Below are 17733 nucleotides of genomic sequence, written 5' to 3'. Positions count from 1 at the left end.
GATCGTGTTGCAAGCCTGCCGTCTGCTGGGGATCGTCCCCGATGCAGCACGACTTGGCCCTCTACCGCGACGCTCCCATGTGGCTCCTAGTCCACACAGCCGCAGCCTCGCAAAGCGCACGAAGTAGAGCTAACTCTCTGTCTCGTTTAAGCTTTCGGTCTCTTGGCGATTTTCGCCAAGGGCTTGACGCAGGCCCTTTTTTGCCTCCGCAGCCGCTGCATCTTTTTTGGCTGCCTGATCCTTGTTGTAAATGTACTGGGTGTAAAGTGCTCCCGTCAGCTTCAGGTCTTCTGCTTCATATACGTGCTGCTGATGGAGTTTCTCTAAACCGCTTAGGCTGGCCAGCTCGTTATCTCGGCGTGAGCGCTCCAGTGCGGTTTGCTGTTGAGGCGTTGCGTTCGCCAGTGAAACGACGGGCCCGGCATATTGCGGCGGCTTGGCGCCAGCGGTCGCTGACATTGAGCGGTTAAGCAGGTCATACGCACCTTTCAGGATAGAGACGGCGCCAGCCTGTTCGATAGCCTTTTGCGTGGCCAGATCGCTGGCCTGGTTTACCAGCTTCTGCGTTTGCTCGACTTTTGAGGCTGCCTGTTCGCGCTGGTACTCCAGCTGGTTCAGCTTATCGGTCAGCTCGATATTTTTGGCCGTGATGTCGGCCTGGTCCATGAAAGTGTTGATCAGGGTCAGCGTCGGATGGCGGTTATAGTCCTGCTGGATTTGGTCAACCGCCTTAAGGCTGTCTTTCACCTTCGCGATCTGAGAGTCGAGGTCGGCCAGGTCCTGTTTTTGCGCCTGTAAAGATGTACGGGCATCAGCCGCGGTCGAACGCAGGCCAAGCACCGACATCTGCTGGAGCTTGGTGTTGATCTCGTCGAGGTTGTTGGCAAAACCTACCGCCTCACGGTGCACCTGCTGGGTATGCTGATACAGGCCATACATCGCAGCGCCGGCACCGATAATCACTCCAGGCCAGCCACCGAGAATACCAAGAACGCCACTACCCAGGCGGGACATCACCGAGGCTGTATTGGTGAGGTTATTAACGGCCGAAGTCCTGCCAGCAAGCGCCGTATTCAGAGATGCCTGAGCAGCAGCAAGATTACGCTCAGCGACAATCTGAGCCTCAATACTCGTCGCCGCTGCACGCGCCTGTTGAGCGCGGTAAACAGCCTGGCGACCAGCAGCAACGCTAACCTGAGCTCCACGGACCTGAGCCTGCGCCAGCGCGACCTCGGCGGCCGTATTAGCGAGGACTGCCCGGGTTGACTGAGCAACGCTGCCGACCATGTTGCCAAAATAACGAGCGAGGCCAACACCAACCAGAAGACCGGCTGTATTTGCCACATCATCGATGTTATTCGCCAGACCATCCAGCACGCCAGAAAGCGTGGATGATGCGCCGACAGCATCATTCGCCCCGCCAACCCATGCGAGAAAGGCGTTTTGCACTTTCTGTGCAGATCCGCTGATGGATGCAGGAAGGGTGTCGAATTCTTTACGGAGGATCTCGACATTGGTCAGCAGCGGGACGATCTTGTTGGTCGTCAGCTCGCCGTTGTTGGCCATATTTCGCAGGCCACCAACAGTGGTACCCAGCCCATCAGCCAGCAGTTTCGCCAGGCGGCCGCCATTCTCCATGATGGAGTTAAATTCTTCGCCACGCAAAACGCCTGAGCCAAGAGCCTGGCTAAGCTGGGTGATAACAGAACTCGCCTCTTCGGTACTGGCGCCAGACAGCTTCAGTGAGGTTGCTACGGTTTCCGTAACTTTTGCGACGTCAGCAGAAGCGTAACCGGCATCACGCAGGGACTGCGCAATTCTGCTGTACAGGTTGCTGTTTGCCTCGAGGGATGTTCCGGTGCGCTGGCTAATCTCCATCAGCACGCGCTGGGATTGAACGTAATCCTCGCTGGAAGAGGACGCAAGACGAAGACGCCCATTCAACTGGTTCCACGTGTCGGCAAACTGAATCAGCTGATGTGTGGCAAATGCACCAGCCCAAGCACCGGCAAGCCCGGCAGCAGAAGATCGCACGGTTGCAAGCTGAGAATTCAGGTCAGCCAAAGACCGCTGAGTTTCACGCGTGGCCGCTGCAGCTTTTTTCCCGCCCTGTTCCATAGTGCGGTAGTAATCGGTTCCCATGCGGGACGCTCTGGAGATCTCTGACTGGAAAGAAGAAGAGTTCGCCGAAATTTTGATGATTAGCTCGCGCAGCGTTGCCATATTTCACCCATAAAAAAGCCCGCAGCCGCGGGCATCAAAGACTGGACATCCATTCTTCAAGTTCAGAGACTTCAGCGCCTTCTTCCTGCTCACCCCATTTCAGCATCACGTCAGGAATGGTGAATTTCCCGCCCTGAGAGTTCAGCATTGCAACGGAGATCTGCGCCGCCTGAACATCGGCGCGCCAGTCACCAATCGGACTGATGCGGTCGAACTCGATCCACATTTTGAGCTCGCTGGCGGTCATGGTCTGGCGCAGTTCGTGGAGAGTACGCCCCAACCGGAGCGCCAGCGACATCAGGAAGAAGGTCAGCGGCTGCTTTACGGCTTTCCCGCTTCTTCCTGGCTCATTCCGAGGTTGAGGGCCTGAGCCAGCAGGCGGGAGTGCACAGGACCATAAATTTTAGATACCTGCTCCTGATCCTCATCGCTGAATACTCGCTCGCCGTTTTCATCCAGCAGAACGTCAATAAACAGAACCACATCAGCCTCTTTGTTACGCAGAAACTTTTCCGCCTCCGTCAGCGTCGGTGCCTCTTCGCCCTCGGCGAGCTGGGGGTTAACGATCTCCCGGAATTTCACCCAGGCATCGCCAGAGGGTTCACGCAGCGTTACCTTTGCGCCATCCCATTCAGGGACCGTGATACCTTCTTTGGTGCGATAGGCTTTCGATGCTGTAAGCGCCACGTTGCGTAATGAATTCTGTGATGTTTTTTGCGGCATTTCATTTTTCTCTTGTTACATGATCGGAGGGATAAAAAAGCGGCCGAAGCCGCTCAGGAACCAGACGCGTAGATGCGTTTAGGTTTGCCGCGTACACGCAGAGAATAGGTTGCGCCCACAACAGCTGAGGTTGCTGCTGACCATGAACTTTGGCGAACCTCCACCAGCACATAAAAACCGTTGCCCGACGGGAACACCACGCGCAGCGCACGAAGTTCATCGTTTTCATATGCGGTCTGAAGCGCTTCTTGCGGTGCTTCATCGCCAACCCAGTTACGGGTGATGCTCATTTCAGCCGGCGCAGCAAGACCGTTGGTTTGCTCCTGCTCAGTTGAGCAAAGTGTGGTGACATCAATATCCCCTTTCTGCCCACCGGTGAAGGTGATCTCCTTCGTTGCACAGGCTGCTTCCAGCCAGGTAACGCCAGCACCCGGGAAACCTGAGGCGTTAAAATCCTCGGCGGTTACGGGTGCGTCGGAGACGGCAAAGGTCATCCCCTTTGTGACTTCATACTTACTGGTCATGGTTTCTCCAGTTAAAAAAAAGACTGCCTGAGCGGTCTGTTATGGTGGGTAAAGTTAAACGGTTACCTGAAATTCGAGCGTTGCCCGGTGATAGCGCAGATCAGGCTCATAGCCCGGCGTTTTCACAATGCTTTCCGGCTTCAGCACCTGCAGAGCATCAAGCGCCATATTCCTGATCGTGCGCGCTTCAGCGATGGTGCTGGAATAGACATCAACCTGCACAGAAACGGCAGATTCAGCCTGACCGCAAAGAACGTCTGCGGCCACGTCGGTAATAATCGAGAAAATTACCCAGGGCGGAGAGACTGAAGGCTTCCCGTCACTGCCGAGAGGTGCAACGTAGGGATAAACCTGCCCACCAGCCAGCGGCGCGAGCAGTGGATAGAGATCATCTTCCGTCATTTGCTTAATGCCTCATCAATCGCCTGGTTCATTCGTCTGATCGCGACTTCCGTCGCCTGCTCCTGGCGAACATCAAATGCAGGACGCACAAACGGATGAGGCGGCATATTCACCGTCCCCATTTCAACAAACCGCCAGTAAAACGCATTACGCGGGTCGCTGGCTTTCATGGTGTTGTCGCTATTACCGGTTCGCATGTTGCGTCCACGAATATGAACGCCAGAAGATATTTCCCCACGTCTGCGTGATCGCTGAGTCAGTACAACCACGTTTTTTTTCAATTTCCCGGTGCGTACCGGCGCGCGTGCGATCACCTCTTCCTTAAGCACTTCTGCCCCGGCGCGGGTGGCATCACGCAGAACCTTGTTGTTTTCAGCGCGGCTAAGCGCCTCCAGATCCTTTGCGATGTCATTCAGCCCGGAAAAATCGAGGCTCGTCTCAATCATTTTTCGGTACCCTGTTTGCAAAGAATTTCGAGCTGAATACCACGAGAATCAGGGATTGGCGGACCAATGATATTCAAAATGGCCCCCTTGAACGGGCCAGTCATAACCCTGAGTCTGGACGCAGCAGTTATATCGCTACGAAATCGTGTCCATACCCTGATAGTGGCGACTGCGGTTTCAGCACCAGCGGCTACCAGCTCGCTCCCACTAATGCCCTTTACTTCTGCCCAGGTTTCTGCGCCGTCATGCCATGTTTCAACAGGCTGGCCAGAAGGATCTCTGGATGTTGTGATGTTCTGAACCACCACCCTGTCTCTCAGTCTTCCGGCCTGCATAAAGTCCTCCTATACCCCGTAAATACGGTATGGCTGCAGCAAGGCTTCAACTGCAAACGGGACCTCTGCAACGGTCTGACCGACGGCAACTGATTCTCTGTTGGCATACCAGTGACCTATCAGCAATAACATGGCCGCTTTAACATCATCATTCAGTAGAATCGGGTCCGGGTCGTCTGCGTAGCCAGGGGAGCTTTGGTTTTCATAGAGCGTTCGCCTTGTCCATGTCTGGACGTAACGCGCCGCCGCACCGGTGTATAAAGTCAGCAGGGCATCGTCTCCGGAAAAATCGGTATCAATGCGGCAGTGCTGTTTCACCACATCAAGATCGACCATTATTTTTTCGCCTTCTTTTCCGCTTTTAATTCCGGCTGTTCCTGCTGCTGTTCCTGCTGCTGTTCCTGCTCTGCAGGATTTTCTGATTCATCGAGCATCGCATAGCCTTTTTTGATGAGCTCGCGACCGTGCTGTTCCAGAGTTTCCAGCGGAAGCCCCTCAGTAACGACGGTACCGCCGAAATAAATCGGTTTAAGTGCAATCAGTTTCATTTTCCCACCTGTAAAAGCGGCCCGAAGGCCGCTATTTCATCAGCTACCAGCGCCAGTGCTTAATGCACCGTATACAAATGCCTCAGGGCGTTTGACGGCCAGCGCCAGACGTTCCTCGCAACGGATGGTGAGCATGTTTTTCTCGAAGTCGTCGGCGTTCTCTGTGGAGATCACCACGTTCGCATCTTCGCGGTCGAAGATTTGCGCGCCTGCGTTGAAAGCACCGGTCAGGAATTTCCCCTGGAATGCTGCTGCTTCGGTGGCAACAACCGGCAGGCCCCACAGAGTCGGTCCAGTCAGCGCCGCAGGGTTAGCCAGGATGTAGCGGCCCAGGCTGTCTTTTGTCAGCTCGATCCGCGCCCAGTCAATGAAATGAAGGACATGACCGGAAGCCGGGAAGCGCGCCAGCTGCACCTGCAGCATTGCCAGACGCAGATCGTCAATACCGCTCTGCTGTTCAACAGTGAACGCTGGATCAAACGCTGATGCCTGAGGAACGATGCCATGCAGATGCACGCCGGTACCATCACCGAAGAGAATTTCCTGCTCTTCTGCGTACTTCAGCCCGTAGCGCATTTCGGCATCAACGGTGGACTGCAGCTGTGCGAAGTCATCCAGGATCTGCTTAGAGGCTTTGAACAGGTGGGCGATGGTGCTGACGCCAGTGATTTTCGGCGTAAACTCAATTTCGCTGTATGGTTTCTGCGTGTTTTCAGGAACCACTTTCGCGTTATTGGTAAAGCCCGTCTGCTGCACCCAGAAGATAGCAGAGGAAGAAGTACGACCTGGAGCAATCAGATCGCGGATAAACAGGCGCTGTTTCGGTGCCGTATCAATACCCGGCAGGCGTTGTGGCTCCACAACACCATCAGGCACATCCACCGAAGTCAGGGCAGCCTTCACCGGGATGCTGATACGTTTGCCACCTTCAACACCTGCAGCAAAGGTTTTCAGCGCCTCAGCAGAGATCACCTGCTGGCCGATTGACTCCACAACATGCTTCGCGTTTGCCAGCGGCATCTGGGCAACATGTTGCTCCAGTTCGCCCATGGCTGCCTTCAGCGTTTTTTCTGCTTCGCGCAGGGCGTTGAACTCAGAAGCCATTTTATCGACGGCTGCCTTTGTTTCTTCAGACAGCTTGCCTGACTTCTGCGCCTCTTTGAGCGCGTCTTCTGCTTTCGCGTTGAACTTGCCGGTTGCCTCTTCAATGCTGGCCGTGACTTTTTTCAGAATATCGTTTACTTCAGACATAAAGGGTCCTTATTTGACTAACGCCGCCAGGGCGCTTTCAAGTGAATTGATGGTTTCAGGTTTGATGTCTTCGGCAGCGCCCGGCGTACCGTCGTTGGTGGTGACAGCGCCAGGCATGTCACCGGATAAGGCTTTAATGAGTTTTCTGCGCTCAGAGCGCGGTGTGTTGGTCTTGGCCAGCAATGCATCAAGTTTGCGAAGCGCAGCAGCAGGCGATTCGTCGCCATCGCTGACCGCATCAGCAGAAAGCAGGCTGTCTGCCAGTCCCTTCGCCACAGCATCACTGCCACCGATATAGCTTTCCGCGTCCATCAGCTTCTGCACAGCGGCCATATCAAGGCCGGAGCGCGCCGCGTAGATGTCAGCCATAGCGGTATCGAAGGGTTCCAGTGACTGTGCCAGTTCTGCAAAATCATGGCGGTTTCCCATCGCATATACCCAGCAGTTATGGATCATCAGGAAGGCACCGCGGCCAATCTGAATATCATCCCCGGCCATCGCAATTATCGAGGCGGCGCTGGCGGCAATGCCCAGCACCTTCACCGTTACACGGCCTTCGTATTCGCGGAGCAGGTTATAAATAGCCAGACCTTCGAACATGTCGCCGCCCGGTGAGTTGATATTCACCGTGACGTCGGCGCCGTTCATCGCCCGAAGCGCACCGGCAATACGTTTAGCTGTTACCCCTTCGCCCCAGTAGTCCTGCCCGATAACATCAAAAACAGAAATGCTGTTATCGTCGGTGGCCGCCGCTTTGATCCCGCCGTCCCAGCGGTCCAGTGCGGACGGTAATGTTTCACAGGTAACGCGCGCGCAGGGGCGACCCGCCGGTGCTACCGGAAGTTGTTTTTTGCTCATCAGGAAAGTGCTCCTAAGCGGCCTGTTTCAGCGGAGATTGTTCAAAGGAAATATCGGGGAATACGTGGTTATGCAGCTCTCGCAGGGCCAGTGCCTGAACAGCAGGGTTGCTGCTTTCGAGATTTTTCAGTTGCGTCAGGTTGAGTTGAACGGTGTAGATATCGCCCCCTTCAATCGGCGGCATGTTCTCAAGACGACGAACGTCATTACGGGACATCCAGCCATTCTGAAGCGCGCTGGTATAGTATGCCGCGCGACCGGCACTATCGGCTCGCAGCAGACCTTCAACAGAGAATTCTGCAAACACTTCGTCATCGCTGTCGAGTAAGCACCGGCCAATTTCCTGCTCAATATTCACCAGCAGCGGTCGAAGTGTATGAGTCAGAAACTGCAGGTTCATACCTTCCAGGCTGGATGCCCAGCTGCTTTGTTTCGTGGTGTGACCAACCATGAAAGGCGGCACGCGAAACCAGCGGCAGATCTCCTCAATGCTAAATGCGCGGCTTTCGAGCATCTGAGCATCTTCCGGGTTCATGGTCACGCCCTGGTACGTCAAACCACCCTCAAGAACCATGATTTTCCCGGCGTTTTTCGAACCGGTAAACGCCGCCATGTAACCGCGAAGTTTTTCACGTTGAGTATCATCCAGAGCTTTATCAGAAGAGAGGAATCCTGAACTCTGCAGGCCCTGTTCGAATATCTTCGCCGCGGACTCTTCAACGGCCATTGCTGAACCGATCACATCCCGGCCAGTCTTCATCGGCATCATGCCGCAAACACCGTCCAGGCCGAACCCGCGAATGTGCATGATGTTTTTGACCGGAATGACACGTTCGCTACCGTTTTCGGTGTATTTGTATTCCAGCGCCCCGGTAGTGAGACGTTTAACCACCATGTTCTGCGGCAGTAAAGGCACCAGCGAAACCAGGCGGTTTGCGATGAATTTCTTCTCAATAAAGGCGTTCCCGCGCAGGCAAATACTGGCAACCACCATCAGCATAAAGCGTGATGGTGTCATTTCTGAATTGGGGCGGCGGCACAGTATCGAATAGGCCGGATGATCGGTTGCCGCTTTACGCGAACCGTCAGGCTGTCGAACGTATATTTTCAGCGGAAGGGTTGAAATAGACTCGCTTAACAGCCTTACGCATGCCCACACAGCCGATAGCTGGATGGCTTTATCGGCCGTGACCACCTTTCCGCTGCTGCTGGTGCCAAACCATTCCTCCCAGAACGTGCCGGTAGTCAGGCTGATAGGCACACCAAGCCAGTTAAGCAGAGCGCTTTTCACCCTGCCTGGCTGTTTGTTTTTTTTCATCAGAAACCTACCATGATGGGATTATTGAAGAATCCGGAGAGATCCTGCTGGTCGTTGCCACCGTTAACCAGAACGCGGCTCATTGCTGTGAACAATGCCGCCGGGCCATCAATCTTGGCCTCTGGTGTGGACTTGTTCGGGAAAATGTTCTCGTTCCGGTCAGGTTTGACGGTTACGTTGGACATCATCCAGTTCATTACCGGGTGATCGCTGTGATGGAAGCGGCCGCCGTATACCAGTGCTTCGACCTCTTTCATCGCCTCAGAGAAATTGCGAACCGTCTGCGGCACTTCCACCAGCGGCAGCCCTTCTTCTGCCAGCGCAAGGCTGAACTGCGTCGCACTCCACGGGTCGAAGCCAATTTCTTTCAGACTCTCGCCAGCAACCCACACCTGCAGCTCTTCCTTAATCTGAGCATGGTCGATTACATCCCCGTCGGTAAGGATCAGCTTGTCCATCTCGGCCCACTTACGATAGAGCTCTGCCATCTGGCGTGAACATTTCTCAAGGCGTCCTTCCGGCAGCCAGAATTTAAAATCCGCATGAACGTGGCCACCTGGCGCGCGCCAGACTTTAGCGGCCGCACAGATATCAATTTTGTTTGAAAGGTCAACGCCCACCCAGGAGGGATAGGTTTTAAGTTCGTGCTGCGGGGCGATAAACTCGCATTTTTCCCATTTCATCATGTCCATCCAGGCAGACTCAGCGGTAACCCAGATATTCATGTGCTTGGTGAAAAAGTTAATCCTGGCCGAAACCTGCTCTTTCGCCTTTTTAGCCAGGCGGCGCAGGTCATCCCAGCGCTTACAGATACCCAGCCCCGGATTCGCCTTCTGCCAGACTTTTTCATCAAAGGGATCGTCACCTTCATCTAAGGTGTAGATGATGGCAAAAAACGTATCGTCTTTAACCAGGCCGCGCAGGACCTTGATTGCGTAATCGCGTAGTTCGTAACAGATACCTTCTTTGTTGAAGCCGGCGGTGGTGATACCGAAAAGCAGGGATTGCAGGCGCGCGCCGGTGGCCGTCTCCAGTACGTCCCAGACGTCACGCGTTTTATGAGCATGCAGCTCGTCAACGATGGCGCAGTGGATGTTCAGGCCGTCGAGGTTGTTTGCATCTGATGATAATGGCTCGAATTTGGAGGCCGTTTGCTCCTGGTAGATAGCGAGCTTGTTGAATTCGAAGATCCGCCCAAGAGTGGCTTTCGCCTTCTTGACCATATTTTTCGCGTCTTCAAAAACAATTCGCGCCTGGTCACGGGTGGTTGCAGCGGAATAAACCTCCGCCCCGCCCTCGCCGTCAGCGCCAGCCATATAGAGCCCCACGCCGGAGCAAAGTGTTGATTTGGCATTTTTACGGGCCACCTCAACATCTGCTGTACGGAAACGCCGAACCATCACCGTCCGACCGCTGCCGTCGTTACGCAGGACGGTTTCCCCCGTCTCTTCGTTCACCAGCGGGATAACAAAGCCAAAAATATTAATCAGGATGAAAACATGCCAGTCCATCAGCTCAATAGGCTGGCCTGCCAGCGCACCTTTGACGTGAGGAACAAAATTATAGAAATTCAGAATGTGCTGCGCGCGCGGCTCACTGAAGAAAATACCGCGCTCTTCGCCGTGTGCCAGATCGTCAAGAAAACGCTGACAGGCAAGGCGCACATACTCACAGGCAATAATTTCTCCCGCCACCACCCTCTCGGCGTAGCGGATGCCTTCTGCAACCTTAGCCATTAATCCCTCGCTTTCATAAACTCGGCCAGCGGGTCAACCGCATCAGGACCTTTTGCATTCACTTTAGAGCGGCTTGCTGGCGTCATGCCGAACTCACCGAGCATGGCGCGCAGACGTTTCCAGGCATCAGCTTTCATGACGGCTGCCGGGTGAGCCTTGATCATCACATCCCCGCTCTGCGTTTCGATCCGGTAGGTGTACCCCTCAATTTCAAGCGTGTCGCAGTGGTGCCGGTATTCGGTATATGCCTCAACCAGCAACTCAAGGGCTCTGGCGTCCAGTTGGGACATCACACCAATAGCATCGAGCTCGTCGGCCATCCGCTTAAACCAGTATTTCCCTTGCTTGTCGAAATGCTTCGGCGTTGGGGGTACCCCTGCAGCTGGCTTTGGTTCATTTTCATTAATCGGGCGTTTTGATGGGTTACCCCTCACCAAACGTAGATGGGTCGGGGTTTTCGGTGGTCCAGACATAATCGAAAACTCCTATTAATCATCGAGTGGGGGGCCCCTAAAAAAAGTTTTCTAACCTGCGGCGATGTGAAAAGAGGTTAGGCGGCGGTCCTTTGGCGCGTCGTTCCTGAACTTTCAACCCGCCCTCCCCCTCGGCTGACACAAATGAGAATCGATGTCATTTGAGTCTTTCGACCGCTGTCTTAGCCCTGTGGCAGGGCTTGCAGAGGCTTTCGAGGTTGGACAGGTCATCGGTCCCCCCATTTGCTTTGGCGGTGATGTGGTCCACCGTCTCAGCGGGTGTATACCTTCCATTTCGCAGGCATTCCTGACAAAGGTGTTTATCTCTGTCGAGAACGATTGGGCGCAGCCTGTCCCACTTGCTGCCATAACCTCGCTGATGCCTGCTTTGTCCTCGCTGATGCTGCTGCCAGCCTTCGCCAAGGTGCTTGTGACAATAGCCCGAGCGGTCTGTGGTTGTGCCAGGACAGCCACGCTTACGGCATGCTCTCGGTATTAACGCAGGCATCAGGCTAACCTCCACGCCCGGCGGCGTTCTGTGCGTGGCGCTGAGTCAGGGTGACGCTCAACCGGCTCGCCGTCAGCATGGTCCACCAGCGAGTAACACGGATAGATCACTGATCCACCCCAAGCGTCACCCACTGCAAAATCGGCAGGCTTATCACTGTCCCATCGAGATAGCACACGGCTTATACGGTGAGGCGGCACGCTGTAGCAAACACCATGAATCAGGCGAGGAAACGAAATGAATTCATATCGAGCTTTATCAGCAATGATTAGCCGTTCGGCTATTTGCATCTGATACTGAGGAGGCCGACCAGTACCGAGGTAAAAGCTCAGAAGGTCATCTGGGCAGCGCACTAACCAGTCGGTTACCTTTTCGGTGAATCCAGGTACCGGCAATGCGTCGTCTTCCAGCACCACTACCCGGCAGGGTTGGCAGGCAGCCCACTCAAGCGCGCGACGATGATTCCAGTTCGCGCCGTGGTTACCGTCATCAATAAGCAGATGAGCATCCAGCAGCGCTGCAAGATGTTGCGCATGTCCTAAGCGGGTGTGATGGCCGACCACCACAAACTTTATGTTTTCAGCCACCAGCGAGTCTCCAATAAAAAAACCGCACGATAGCGGCTACTGTCTGAATATCAGGGTGTTGCTACGCTTTAACCCTGGGTAAAGTGGGTGTTCAGCCCGTCAGTGGTGGGACACTGGCGAACTCAATGAAGAGGGATGGCTGATTACCTCTGGTAAGGAATGGAAATGTCTTACATCCATAGTCGTGAGTGGGTTGATTCAGGGAGCATAGTTTCAGTTCAGTGCTCACATCAGATAAATGTGTTGGTCATGGATGACACAAACTACAGTAAGTACAAGCGTGGGCAGAGTGCGAAGGTTTACGGTGGATTTTATACCGGTTTCCCTGCCAACATTTCAGTTCCACACTCTGGAAACTGGAATATAGTTCTCGCTCTCCCTCCAGGTCATCGAGCAAATATCAACTACTCAATCAACATCATTGGGTAGAAGTAATTGAGCTTTTGCTTGATATAGAGCATCTTCAAGGACGGCAATTATTTTTTGCTGTGTGCCGTCCTTCAAGTATCCCAAAGAAGCCATCCCCTCTAAAGAAGCTGAATCTCGAACCCAGATCACTTCACCATCTTTTTTAATTTCGACTTTCATAGTCAACCCTCACTATTTATGTTTCCACCAAGCATTTTCTTTACCGATCCCATCAGTTTTGAAAACGGTGTGCACATGAGGTCCGGTAATCACCTTTCCTGCGAATGACTGCGCGACAATACCGAACGCCAGCATGTCACCCACCGCGGCGCCAGCCTGTTCTTTCTTCCAGAAACGATAACTCTCGATCCGGTAGTAAAGACGGATGATGCCGTGAGCGAACGCCATTACATCAGCGCGGGTGCCACCCAGCAGGCCAGCGTTAAGCATCACATCGCCGCGGTGCGCTTCAATGAATTCCTGATAGATATGCTCAGGATGATTCTGTTTCGCCCATGTGTCGGCGTAGGTCTTCGGTTCAGAACCGACGTACACCTTTCCGGGCTCCATTTCTTCCCACGGCGCGCGAAGCATTTCGACATCGGTACCATCAGTACACCAGACGAACCTGTACTCAGGGTGATCTCGCAGGTGCTGCCAGATGTGCAGCCAGCGACGAAAGTAGACATTCATCTTCACGTCAGGAACGCGGTAAAGCTCAACGTCTGCCGGTGCCGTCTGCAGTTCATCCACCAGCGCGATACGGCCACAATTTCGAAGCGAGGCAGCCCACTTGGTCAGCATGTCAGGTGCGGCCGCCATTTTTGTACCGCGCTGCGGGTCTGTCTGGCTGGTAAGCAGCGTTGTTATTACCACGTCGCGCTGAGATCTATATTCGGCATAGCCCGTATATCCTGAATCCCGGCGCTGCCCGTAAATCACAGCGTTCTTTTTATCGAGCGCTTCACGTTCTGGCCTCGGTATGCTGCGCGCGCCTTCTTCGTACTCGTCCATTGAGTGAATCAGCTTTTCAGAGCCAACTACATCAGCAAACGCCCAGGACGTTAAGCCAGCGTTATAAATCCGAAGCGCCAAATCAGGATGCTCATACATGCCCCGGCCATACACCGGATCGAACCCGCCCACCTTCTCGATGGCGCTGCGGTGGTAGTACAACATCACGCCACGCTGCCCGGTGTAAGCAATATGCTTATTATCCCGGTACAGAACGGTCATATCGTTAATTTTTCGCGGGCCAGCCAGATCGAGAAACTGATAAGCCAGGTGCGGCTCTGGTGATTCGATATACGGCAGGTGCCAGTTATCGGCGATGGGCCAGGCATCATCATCCCATAGGAATAGATGCTCGCACCCAGCATCCATAAGGGATGACAGGCTGGCGTTCTTAGAAGCAACAATGCCGAGTGATGTTTCATGGCTAAGCAGCTGCACGCCATCGGGAACTACCGCTGCAGGTTTTGAACCATCATCGACAACCACCACCAGCGCACCGGCGGGAAGATGCTTCATGTGATGTTCGAGCGCTCGTTTAAGAACGTCTGCGCGTTGGTGCGTCGTTATTGCAATCCCAATCCGGGAGAATACGGCACCAGCTGGTACATACGGTACGCCATTGATAGAGACTTCCATAAAAGCCCCTTATCGACTACCGAGATTATTCCAGATAGCGCCTCCCGGCCTCAGCGAATTGCGGATAGCATCGCCCACTGCGTCATCCACTGCCTGTTTCAGGCTGGAGGTTGAAGCTGCCTGATCAGCTATCGCAGTCTGAAGGGATGTGAACAGATCGCTTTCGCGTACGGCGGAGATAATGGCTTCGCGCATCTCATCAGTGAGAATGGTTTTGGTGGCATTACTACGACCATCGTGAACATGACTAATTGTCCCGGGGAAACCACCAAAATCCAGACCACCATTCAAGGATCGCTCTTCATTATTGCTGGTTGATTGAGCGGCTTTATGCGCCTTAAAGTTGTCAGCCTCAAACACTACTTTACGCTGATCATCCTCAACGCAGATAGCCATGCCAGCAACGTGCAGTTTGCCGCCGTGGTTCACGTTCATCTTTAAGCTATAGTTGGCAGACACTACGGCATCGCCAATCATCGTATCGGTAACTTGCACCTGACGGTGAATCGGCGTTCCGTTTATCAAATCTTCAAATTCTTTGCTGTTGCGAATTTCTTCACGAATAGCATCTATCGCCTTTTGCGCGCTGTCAGGTTTAATCCAGTATGCGGGGTAGTATTCCTTAGCCACTGGTTCACCAAAGCGCGTATTGACCAGGTGCTTAATAGCAAACTCCTGCCCTTCAGCAGTCAGGAAAGTAAGATAGTTTTCCTTCTGATATTGCGTTGCGGTATGTCGGGTTTCAGCAAACCCCAGTTCGCGAAGCTGTGCTGCACCAGATTTAGATGGCAGGTCGCCACTTTGCAGCGCACCACGGAAAAACAGAGCATACAAAACATCTGCCGCGCGGCCGGATAACTTAATGTTTTTCTCTGACATGATTTATTTCCTTTTAGACGTGAGCCTGTCGCACGGCAAAGCCGCCGAAAGTTAACGGTTTGCCCAGGCTCACAGCTGAAAGACTTTCTTAGATGTGCGCGTGCGATGCGCATAAAAAAGCCACCAGCGGATGCCAGTGGCTACTTAATTTTTAAACGGATTACTTAGCGAGAATTACATAATCAGAAATTAACTCTGCTTTTTTCGAATACTCTTTTGCCAAGCGCTCAAGCTCACTCGCTTCGAGTTTCCCGGACTGTGAGCTTTTGATGTAAGCGGCAATCTCGGATTCGTGCAGTAGGACATTTGGGTTTTGGGAAATAATTTCTTTTACAGCACTATAAAATATTCCCATATCGATAGGATGCCCTGTATGCCATGTGGAGCGAGCAAGCCATTTATCTAAAGCACTAATACCTTTCAACATAAAACCTCCTGTTTGTGTGGAATGCTATCCTCCCACCAAATGGGTTATGTCAAAAATGTTTTTTCCATTATCGCAGGCACTCGGGGAATGCCTGCTGTAATGGCTAGTCCTCAAGTTGAAGGACTCCATGCTCTTCTGAACCTGAATAGGCGACCAGACCAGTGTATTCCGGGATAACCTCGCCATCATCGGCTTCAAGTTCTGGAATTGTTGCGGTTGTGATGGTGTATTGTGGCTGGCCGTCTTCTTTCGCGAAATTAGCCAGGTCTTCGATTTGTTTGGCGGTGAGAACTACAGTCATGGTCATTCCTCAGTAGTTAAAAGCCCCGCTATTGCGAGGCTCGATATATGTTTTTTGGGCTAGCAATCGGCATCTGGACGCGCTACAGCGCGACAGGCCCACATGCAGGCTTCCTGCATTTTGGTGCGCGCAATGGCGAGACAGCGGGCAGCTTCGTGTGCTTCAGTTGAGTGGTTTCCGGTAGCAGATAACTCATCGTTGACATGCTCACGTTCTGTATCAAGTAAATTACAGAAGTGTCGGCTGACACCCTTCAGGCGATTCATGCGCTCAATATCACCAGGCGTTAAGGTTCGATAGCCTTTAACGGTGGTGCCGTCCTGAGGTTTAGCTTCGCTCATCGGTTTCTCTCTTTTTGGCGGGTATGGAAACTTACCCGCGATTGAATGTGAACACAGCAGCATGCGTCACTCCTGCTTCTGGCAGTTCGCCTGCCACGCTTTTTTAAAGATCACTGGCGCTCTTTTTCAATCTGCCGTATGCCAGCCAGGTTATTGTTGCCCTTTTCAATCACGGCCAGCAGCGGCTTAATCCAGAGAACAGCCTGACAGTAGGTTATTGAGCCGGGGGAAGTGGCACTATCATTGGCTGTGTCAGTGTTGCCGGTATCGGGGTACATTGCGCTGGCACGTAAACGGTGCGCGTATTCGAGCAACCCACCAGCAACATCAGCAGGAACAGGCAGATCACAGGTTTTTTCACGGCGGAGAATCTCCCGGTATTCGATAACGGTGTTATCGGTGCTGGCATCAATCAGTGAATTGTTGCGGCTGGCGTTTTCGGCTACCTGGTTAAAACGGTTAAAGTTAAGAGCCTGTGTTGCGATAACCGTCCCCTGCAAAGTGTTATCATTTCGCAGAACGTCATTATCACTCTTCAACGTAGCTACATCGGTTCGGCTATTTGCCAGCAGGACACACAGCACGGCAACGACGACAATCACAACCGCCAGCGCTATTGAGCGCCATGCAGCTTTGATATCAGCAAGGGTAATCACGACAGGAACAGAGCACGCTCTGCCTCACGCCGCCGCGTCAGCCCATTCAGGACTTTGCCACCAGCTTTATTCCAGCGCAGGAACTCGTCAGCAGCGCCAGCGTAATCACCGGAGTTGAGTTTGCGCAGCAGCGTCGAAGTGGACAGCGCCCGGGCGCCGAGGTTATACGTGAATGCCACCAGCGCATCGAACTGACCCTGTGTCAGCCCCACTTTAACCAGACGAGACACGTCGCTTTCGTAACTGACAAGGCCAGTTTTCAGCAGGCGTTCTGCTGTCTCTTGCTTAATTGTCATCCCGGCGCGGACTGGAATGCCGTCGACAGGCTGAGTCCAGCCATATCCGATCGTCCACACACCGACGCTGTCCTGGTAGGCGGTGAGCTTGCAGCCTTCGAATTCTTTGATCAGGGCAATGCCCTTTTCGCTGGTTTGCATGGACTACTCCGTTATAACGACCTTCGCCAGGTTCCCGCGAGCCAGCCACACCGCCATGCAGATGACGGAGTTAAGCAGAAGATCGCCAAGGTTAACCTGAACGTAGTGGCCGAGCAGAATGTTGAAGGCGTTGAATCCGGCGGCAAGGATGACCAGATAGGCCAGTACCGCGACACTCAGGCGATGACGCTTTCCCTCTTTCCGGAAAAACATCAGCCTGACCATGATTAACAGGCAAACTATGGCGTTTGCATCCATCAGAAGAAGCTGCCATGTCATTTATCTTCCTCCCCCAGCCCCGGCATCTTCCCGCTTTTTGATTTGCGGAGAATGCGTAGCAGGACTGCAACGGAAATGGAAGCAGTGACAATTGCACCGACAGCTGGCGATACCTCAATGCTGGCCGGTGGCTTCATCAGGCTTAACGGCGTGTTGATTATGCCGGCCATGATTTTCGCCATGGGCACGGAGAAGAACACGCCACTGATAAACGATATCAGCGCAAAGATAGCCTGCTTCCAGAGTTGATGGGGATCTGAGGTCAGAACGTATAGCGCCGTTCCGGCAAGCGATCCAAGCATCACTGCTGGAGTCGCCTCCGGAAACAGCGTGGCAAAGGTTACACCGACTGATGACGATGTAAGACCAACGCCTACGATAGTGAAGGTCTCAGACATAGTTATTCCGTGTGTAGTTAGTTCA

27 protein-coding genes are annotated in these 17733 nt (G+C 53.4%); 1 reads left to right on the top strand and 26 read right to left on the bottom strand.

The window, feature by feature from the left end; translation table 11 throughout:
- Positions 1-129 precede the first annotated feature (129 nt).
- The 16 genes from HV107_RS18485 to HV107_RS18410 all read right to left on the bottom strand — a co-directional run bounded on the left by HV107_RS18485 (position 130) and on the right by HV107_RS18410 (position 11935).
- Positions 130-2223, bottom strand: coding sequence for a tape measure protein (locus tag HV107_RS18485; protein WP_409050228.1), 2094 nt, complete (start codon positions 2221-2223; stop codon positions 130-132).
- Positions 2224-2257: 34 nt separating this feature from the next.
- Complete coding sequence (locus HV107_RS18480; protein ID WP_079967904.1) at positions 2258-2521, bottom strand: DUF4035 domain-containing protein; 264 nt, start codon at positions 2519-2521, stop codon at positions 2258-2260.
- A gap of 23 nt (positions 2522-2544) precedes the next feature.
- On the bottom strand, positions 2545-2946 hold the full coding sequence (locus tag HV107_RS18475) for a phage tail assembly chaperone (RefSeq protein ID WP_001135721.1): 402 nt from the start codon (positions 2944-2946) through the stop codon (positions 2545-2547).
- Between the two features lie 53 nt (positions 2947-2999).
- Complete coding sequence (locus tag HV107_RS18470; protein WP_182060280.1) at positions 3000-3470, bottom strand: phage tail tube protein; 471 nt, start codon at positions 3468-3470, stop codon at positions 3000-3002.
- A 54-nt stretch (positions 3471-3524) separates the two neighbouring features.
- Positions 3525-3872: a DUF3168 domain-containing protein gene (locus HV107_RS18465; RefSeq protein WP_047389186.1), complete on the bottom strand. Its 348-nt coding sequence runs from the start codon at positions 3870-3872 to the stop codon at positions 3525-3527.
- A complete protein-coding gene (locus HV107_RS18460; RefSeq protein WP_182060279.1) occupies positions 3869-4318 on the bottom strand; it encodes an HK97-gp10 family putative phage morphogenesis protein in 450 nt (149 codons plus the stop codon). Before HV107_RS18460 ends, HV107_RS18465 begins: the two co-directional genes overlap by 4 nt.
- The gene (locus HV107_RS18455; protein ID WP_182060278.1) at positions 4315-4653 is read right to left on the bottom strand and encodes a phage head closure protein; all 339 of its coding nucleotides are present in this window, start codon (positions 4651-4653) and stop codon (positions 4315-4317) included. The genes HV107_RS18460 and HV107_RS18455 overlap by 4 nt, the downstream gene beginning before the upstream one ends.
- A 9-nt stretch (positions 4654-4662) precedes the next feature.
- Complete coding sequence (locus tag HV107_RS18450; RefSeq protein ID WP_040091735.1) at positions 4663-4989, bottom strand: head-tail connector protein; 327 nt, start codon at positions 4987-4989, stop codon at positions 4663-4665.
- Entirely contained in the window at positions 4989-5201 is a 213-nt protein-coding gene (locus tag HV107_RS18445; RefSeq protein WP_182060277.1) for a hypothetical protein, read from the bottom strand. Before HV107_RS18445 ends, HV107_RS18450 begins: the two co-directional genes overlap by 1 nt.
- A gap of 39 nt (positions 5202-5240) precedes the next feature.
- On the bottom strand, positions 5241-6452 hold the full coding sequence (locus HV107_RS18440; RefSeq protein ID WP_182060276.1) for a phage major capsid protein: 1212 nt from the start codon (positions 6450-6452) through the stop codon (positions 5241-5243).
- A gap of 9 nt (positions 6453-6461) precedes the next feature.
- The gene (locus HV107_RS18435; RefSeq protein WP_182060275.1) at positions 6462-7310 is read right to left on the bottom strand and encodes a head maturation protease, ClpP-related; all 849 of its coding nucleotides are present in this window, start codon (positions 7308-7310) and stop codon (positions 6462-6464) included.
- Between the two features lie 13 nt (positions 7311-7323).
- Positions 7324-8628 carry a phage portal protein gene (locus tag HV107_RS18430; RefSeq protein ID WP_182060274.1) on the bottom strand — a complete coding sequence of 435 codons (1305 nt, stop codon included), beginning with the start codon at positions 8626-8628 and terminating at the stop codon, positions 7324-7326.
- Positions 8628-10364 (bottom strand): terminase large subunit, encoded by a 1737-nt coding sequence (locus HV107_RS18425; RefSeq protein WP_182060273.1) that lies wholly within the window; start codon positions 10362-10364, stop codon positions 8628-8630. Before HV107_RS18425 ends, HV107_RS18430 begins: the two co-directional genes overlap by 1 nt.
- Positions 10364-10837 (bottom strand): phage terminase small subunit P27 family, encoded by a 474-nt coding sequence (locus HV107_RS18420; RefSeq protein WP_032610605.1) that lies wholly within the window; start codon positions 10835-10837, stop codon positions 10364-10366. The genes HV107_RS18425 and HV107_RS18420 overlap by 1 nt, the downstream gene beginning before the upstream one ends.
- A 157-nt stretch (positions 10838-10994) precedes the next feature.
- Positions 10995-11345, bottom strand: a complete 351-nt coding sequence (locus HV107_RS18415; protein ID WP_182060272.1) for an HNH endonuclease — start codon at positions 11343-11345, stop codon at positions 10995-10997.
- The gene (locus HV107_RS18410; RefSeq protein WP_182063543.1) at positions 11345-11935 is read right to left on the bottom strand and encodes a hypothetical protein; all 591 of its coding nucleotides are present in this window, start codon (positions 11933-11935) and stop codon (positions 11345-11347) included. Before HV107_RS18410 ends, HV107_RS18415 begins: the two co-directional genes overlap by 1 nt.
- 156 nt (positions 11936-12091) lie before the next feature.
- Between HV107_RS18410 and HV107_RS18405 the strand changes: the two genes are divergently transcribed.
- Entirely contained in the window at positions 12092-12361 is a 270-nt protein-coding gene (locus HV107_RS18405; RefSeq protein ID WP_310649359.1) for a DUF1883 domain-containing protein, read from the top strand.
- Here the strand turns inward: HV107_RS18405 and HV107_RS18400 are convergent.
- The 10 genes from HV107_RS18400 to HV107_RS18350 form a co-directional block, all read right to left on the bottom strand.
- Entirely contained in the window at positions 12341-12520 is a 180-nt protein-coding gene (locus HV107_RS18400; protein WP_080327453.1) for an Rrf2 family transcriptional regulator, read from the bottom strand. The two genes, HV107_RS18405 and HV107_RS18400, sit on opposite strands and share 21 nt — an antisense overlap.
- Before the next feature lie 12 nt (positions 12521-12532).
- Positions 12533-13990, bottom strand: a complete 1458-nt coding sequence (locus tag HV107_RS18395) for a glycosyltransferase family 2 protein (protein WP_182060271.1) — start codon at positions 13988-13990, stop codon at positions 12533-12535.
- 9 nt (positions 13991-13999) lie between these two features.
- Positions 14000-14869 (bottom strand): DUF1983 domain-containing protein, encoded by an 870-nt coding sequence (locus HV107_RS18390; protein WP_259349636.1) that lies wholly within the window; start codon positions 14867-14869, stop codon positions 14000-14002.
- A 160-nt stretch (positions 14870-15029) separates the two neighbouring features.
- Positions 15030-15296, bottom strand: coding sequence for a hypothetical protein (locus tag HV107_RS18380; RefSeq protein WP_071283841.1), 267 nt, complete (start codon positions 15294-15296; stop codon positions 15030-15032).
- A 103-nt stretch (positions 15297-15399) separates the two neighbouring features.
- Positions 15400-15597 carry a hypothetical protein gene (locus HV107_RS18375; protein WP_182060270.1) on the bottom strand — a complete coding sequence of 66 codons (198 nt, stop codon included), beginning with the start codon at positions 15595-15597 and terminating at the stop codon, positions 15400-15402.
- 59 nt (positions 15598-15656) lie between these two features.
- Positions 15657-15938 (bottom strand): hypothetical protein, encoded by a 282-nt coding sequence (locus HV107_RS18370; protein WP_042889599.1) that lies wholly within the window; start codon positions 15936-15938, stop codon positions 15657-15659.
- A 110-nt stretch (positions 15939-16048) separates the two neighbouring features.
- Positions 16049-16594: a hypothetical protein gene (locus HV107_RS18365; RefSeq protein WP_182060269.1), complete on the bottom strand. Its 546-nt coding sequence runs from the start codon at positions 16592-16594 to the stop codon at positions 16049-16051.
- Entirely contained in the window at positions 16591-17031 is a 441-nt protein-coding gene (locus HV107_RS18360; RefSeq protein ID WP_182060268.1) for a lysozyme, read from the bottom strand. Before HV107_RS18360 ends, HV107_RS18365 begins: the two co-directional genes overlap by 4 nt.
- 3 nt (positions 17032-17034) lie before the next feature.
- The gene (locus tag HV107_RS18355; protein ID WP_001514184.1) at positions 17035-17310 is read right to left on the bottom strand and encodes a phage holin family protein; all 276 of its coding nucleotides are present in this window, start codon (positions 17308-17310) and stop codon (positions 17035-17037) included.
- Positions 17307-17708, bottom strand: coding sequence for a putative holin (locus tag HV107_RS18350; protein ID WP_001514183.1), 402 nt, complete (start codon positions 17706-17708; stop codon positions 17307-17309). Before HV107_RS18350 ends, HV107_RS18355 begins: the two co-directional genes overlap by 4 nt.
- Positions 17709-17733: the final 25 nt, after the last annotated feature.

Origin of the sequence: Enterobacter sp. RHBSTW-00175, assembly GCF_013927005.1 — a bacterium.
Lineage (GTDB): Bacteria > Pseudomonadota > Gammaproteobacteria > Enterobacterales > Enterobacteriaceae > Enterobacter.
The sequence above is the reverse complement of the archived record's forward strand: the minus strand, read 5'-3'. Positions and strand labels throughout refer to the sequence as shown.

Coding starts and splice junctions, on each gene's coding strand:
- HV107_RS18400 (WP_080327453.1), bottom strand. CDS start 12,520: ATGAAAGTCGAAATTAAAAAAGATGGTGAAGTGATCTGGGTTCGAGAT.
- HV107_RS18405 (WP_310649359.1), top strand. CDS start 12,092: ATGGAAATGTCTTACATCCATAGTCGTGAGTGGGTTGATTCAGGGAGC.
- HV107_RS18480 (WP_079967904.1), bottom strand. CDS start 2,521: ATGTCGCTGGCGCTCCGGTTGGGGCGTACTCTCCACGAACTGCGCCAG.
- HV107_RS18390 (WP_259349636.1), bottom strand. CDS start 14,869: ATGTCAGAGAAAAACATTAAGTTATCCGGCCGCGCGGCAGATGTTTTG.
- HV107_RS18485 (WP_409050228.1), bottom strand. CDS start 2,223: ATGGCAACGCTGCGCGAGCTAATCATCAAAATTTCGGCGAACTCTTCT.
- HV107_RS18355 (WP_001514184.1), bottom strand. CDS start 17,310: ATGACATGGCAGCTTCTTCTGATGGATGCAAACGCCATAGTTTGCCTG.
- HV107_RS18420 (WP_032610605.1), bottom strand. CDS start 10,837: ATGTCTGGACCACCGAAAACCCCGACCCATCTACGTTTGGTGAGGGGT.
- HV107_RS18470 (WP_182060280.1), bottom strand. CDS start 3,470: ATGACCAGTAAGTATGAAGTCACAAAGGGGATGACCTTTGCCGTCTCC.
- HV107_RS18415 (WP_182060272.1), bottom strand. CDS start 11,345: ATGCCTGCGTTAATACCGAGAGCATGCCGTAAGCGTGGCTGTCCTGGC.
- HV107_RS18460 (WP_182060279.1), bottom strand. CDS start 4,318: ATGATTGAGACGAGCCTCGATTTTTCCGGGCTGAATGACATCGCAAAG.
- HV107_RS18380 (WP_071283841.1), bottom strand. CDS start 15,296: ATGTTGAAAGGTATTAGTGCTTTAGATAAATGGCTTGCTCGCTCCACA.
- HV107_RS18395 (WP_182060271.1), bottom strand. CDS start 13,990: ATGGAAGTCTCTATCAATGGCGTACCGTATGTACCAGCTGGTGCCGTA.
- HV107_RS18475 (WP_001135721.1), bottom strand. CDS start 2,946: ATGCCGCAAAAAACATCACAGAATTCATTACGCAACGTGGCGCTTACA.
- HV107_RS18465 (WP_047389186.1), bottom strand. CDS start 3,872: ATGACGGAAGATGATCTCTATCCACTGCTCGCGCCGCTGGCTGGTGGG.
- HV107_RS18445 (WP_182060277.1), bottom strand. CDS start 5,201: ATGAAACTGATTGCACTTAAACCGATTTATTTCGGCGGTACCGTCGTT.
- HV107_RS18435 (WP_182060275.1), bottom strand. CDS start 7,310: ATGAGCAAAAAACAACTTCCGGTAGCACCGGCGGGTCGCCCCTGCGCG.
- HV107_RS18425 (WP_182060273.1), bottom strand. CDS start 10,364: ATGGCTAAGGTTGCAGAAGGCATCCGCTACGCCGAGAGGGTGGTGGCG.
- HV107_RS18455 (WP_182060278.1), bottom strand. CDS start 4,653: ATGCAGGCCGGAAGACTGAGAGACAGGGTGGTGGTTCAGAACATCACA.
- HV107_RS18430 (WP_182060274.1), bottom strand. CDS start 8,628: ATGAAAAAAAACAAACAGCCAGGCAGGGTGAAAAGCGCTCTGCTTAAC.
- HV107_RS18375 (WP_182060270.1), bottom strand. CDS start 15,597: ATGACTGTAGTTCTCACCGCCAAACAAATCGAAGACCTGGCTAATTTC.
- HV107_RS18440 (WP_182060276.1), bottom strand. CDS start 6,452: ATGTCTGAAGTAAACGATATTCTGAAAAAAGTCACGGCCAGCATTGAA.
- HV107_RS18360 (WP_182060268.1), bottom strand. CDS start 17,031: ATGCAAACCAGCGAAAAGGGCATTGCCCTGATCAAAGAATTCGAAGGC.
- HV107_RS18350 (WP_001514183.1), bottom strand. CDS start 17,708: ATGTCTGAGACCTTCACTATCGTAGGCGTTGGTCTTACATCGTCATCA.
- HV107_RS18370 (WP_042889599.1), bottom strand. CDS start 15,938: ATGAGCGAAGCTAAACCTCAGGACGGCACCACCGTTAAAGGCTATCGA.
- HV107_RS18450 (WP_040091735.1), bottom strand. CDS start 4,989: ATGGTCGATCTTGATGTGGTGAAACAGCACTGCCGCATTGATACCGAT.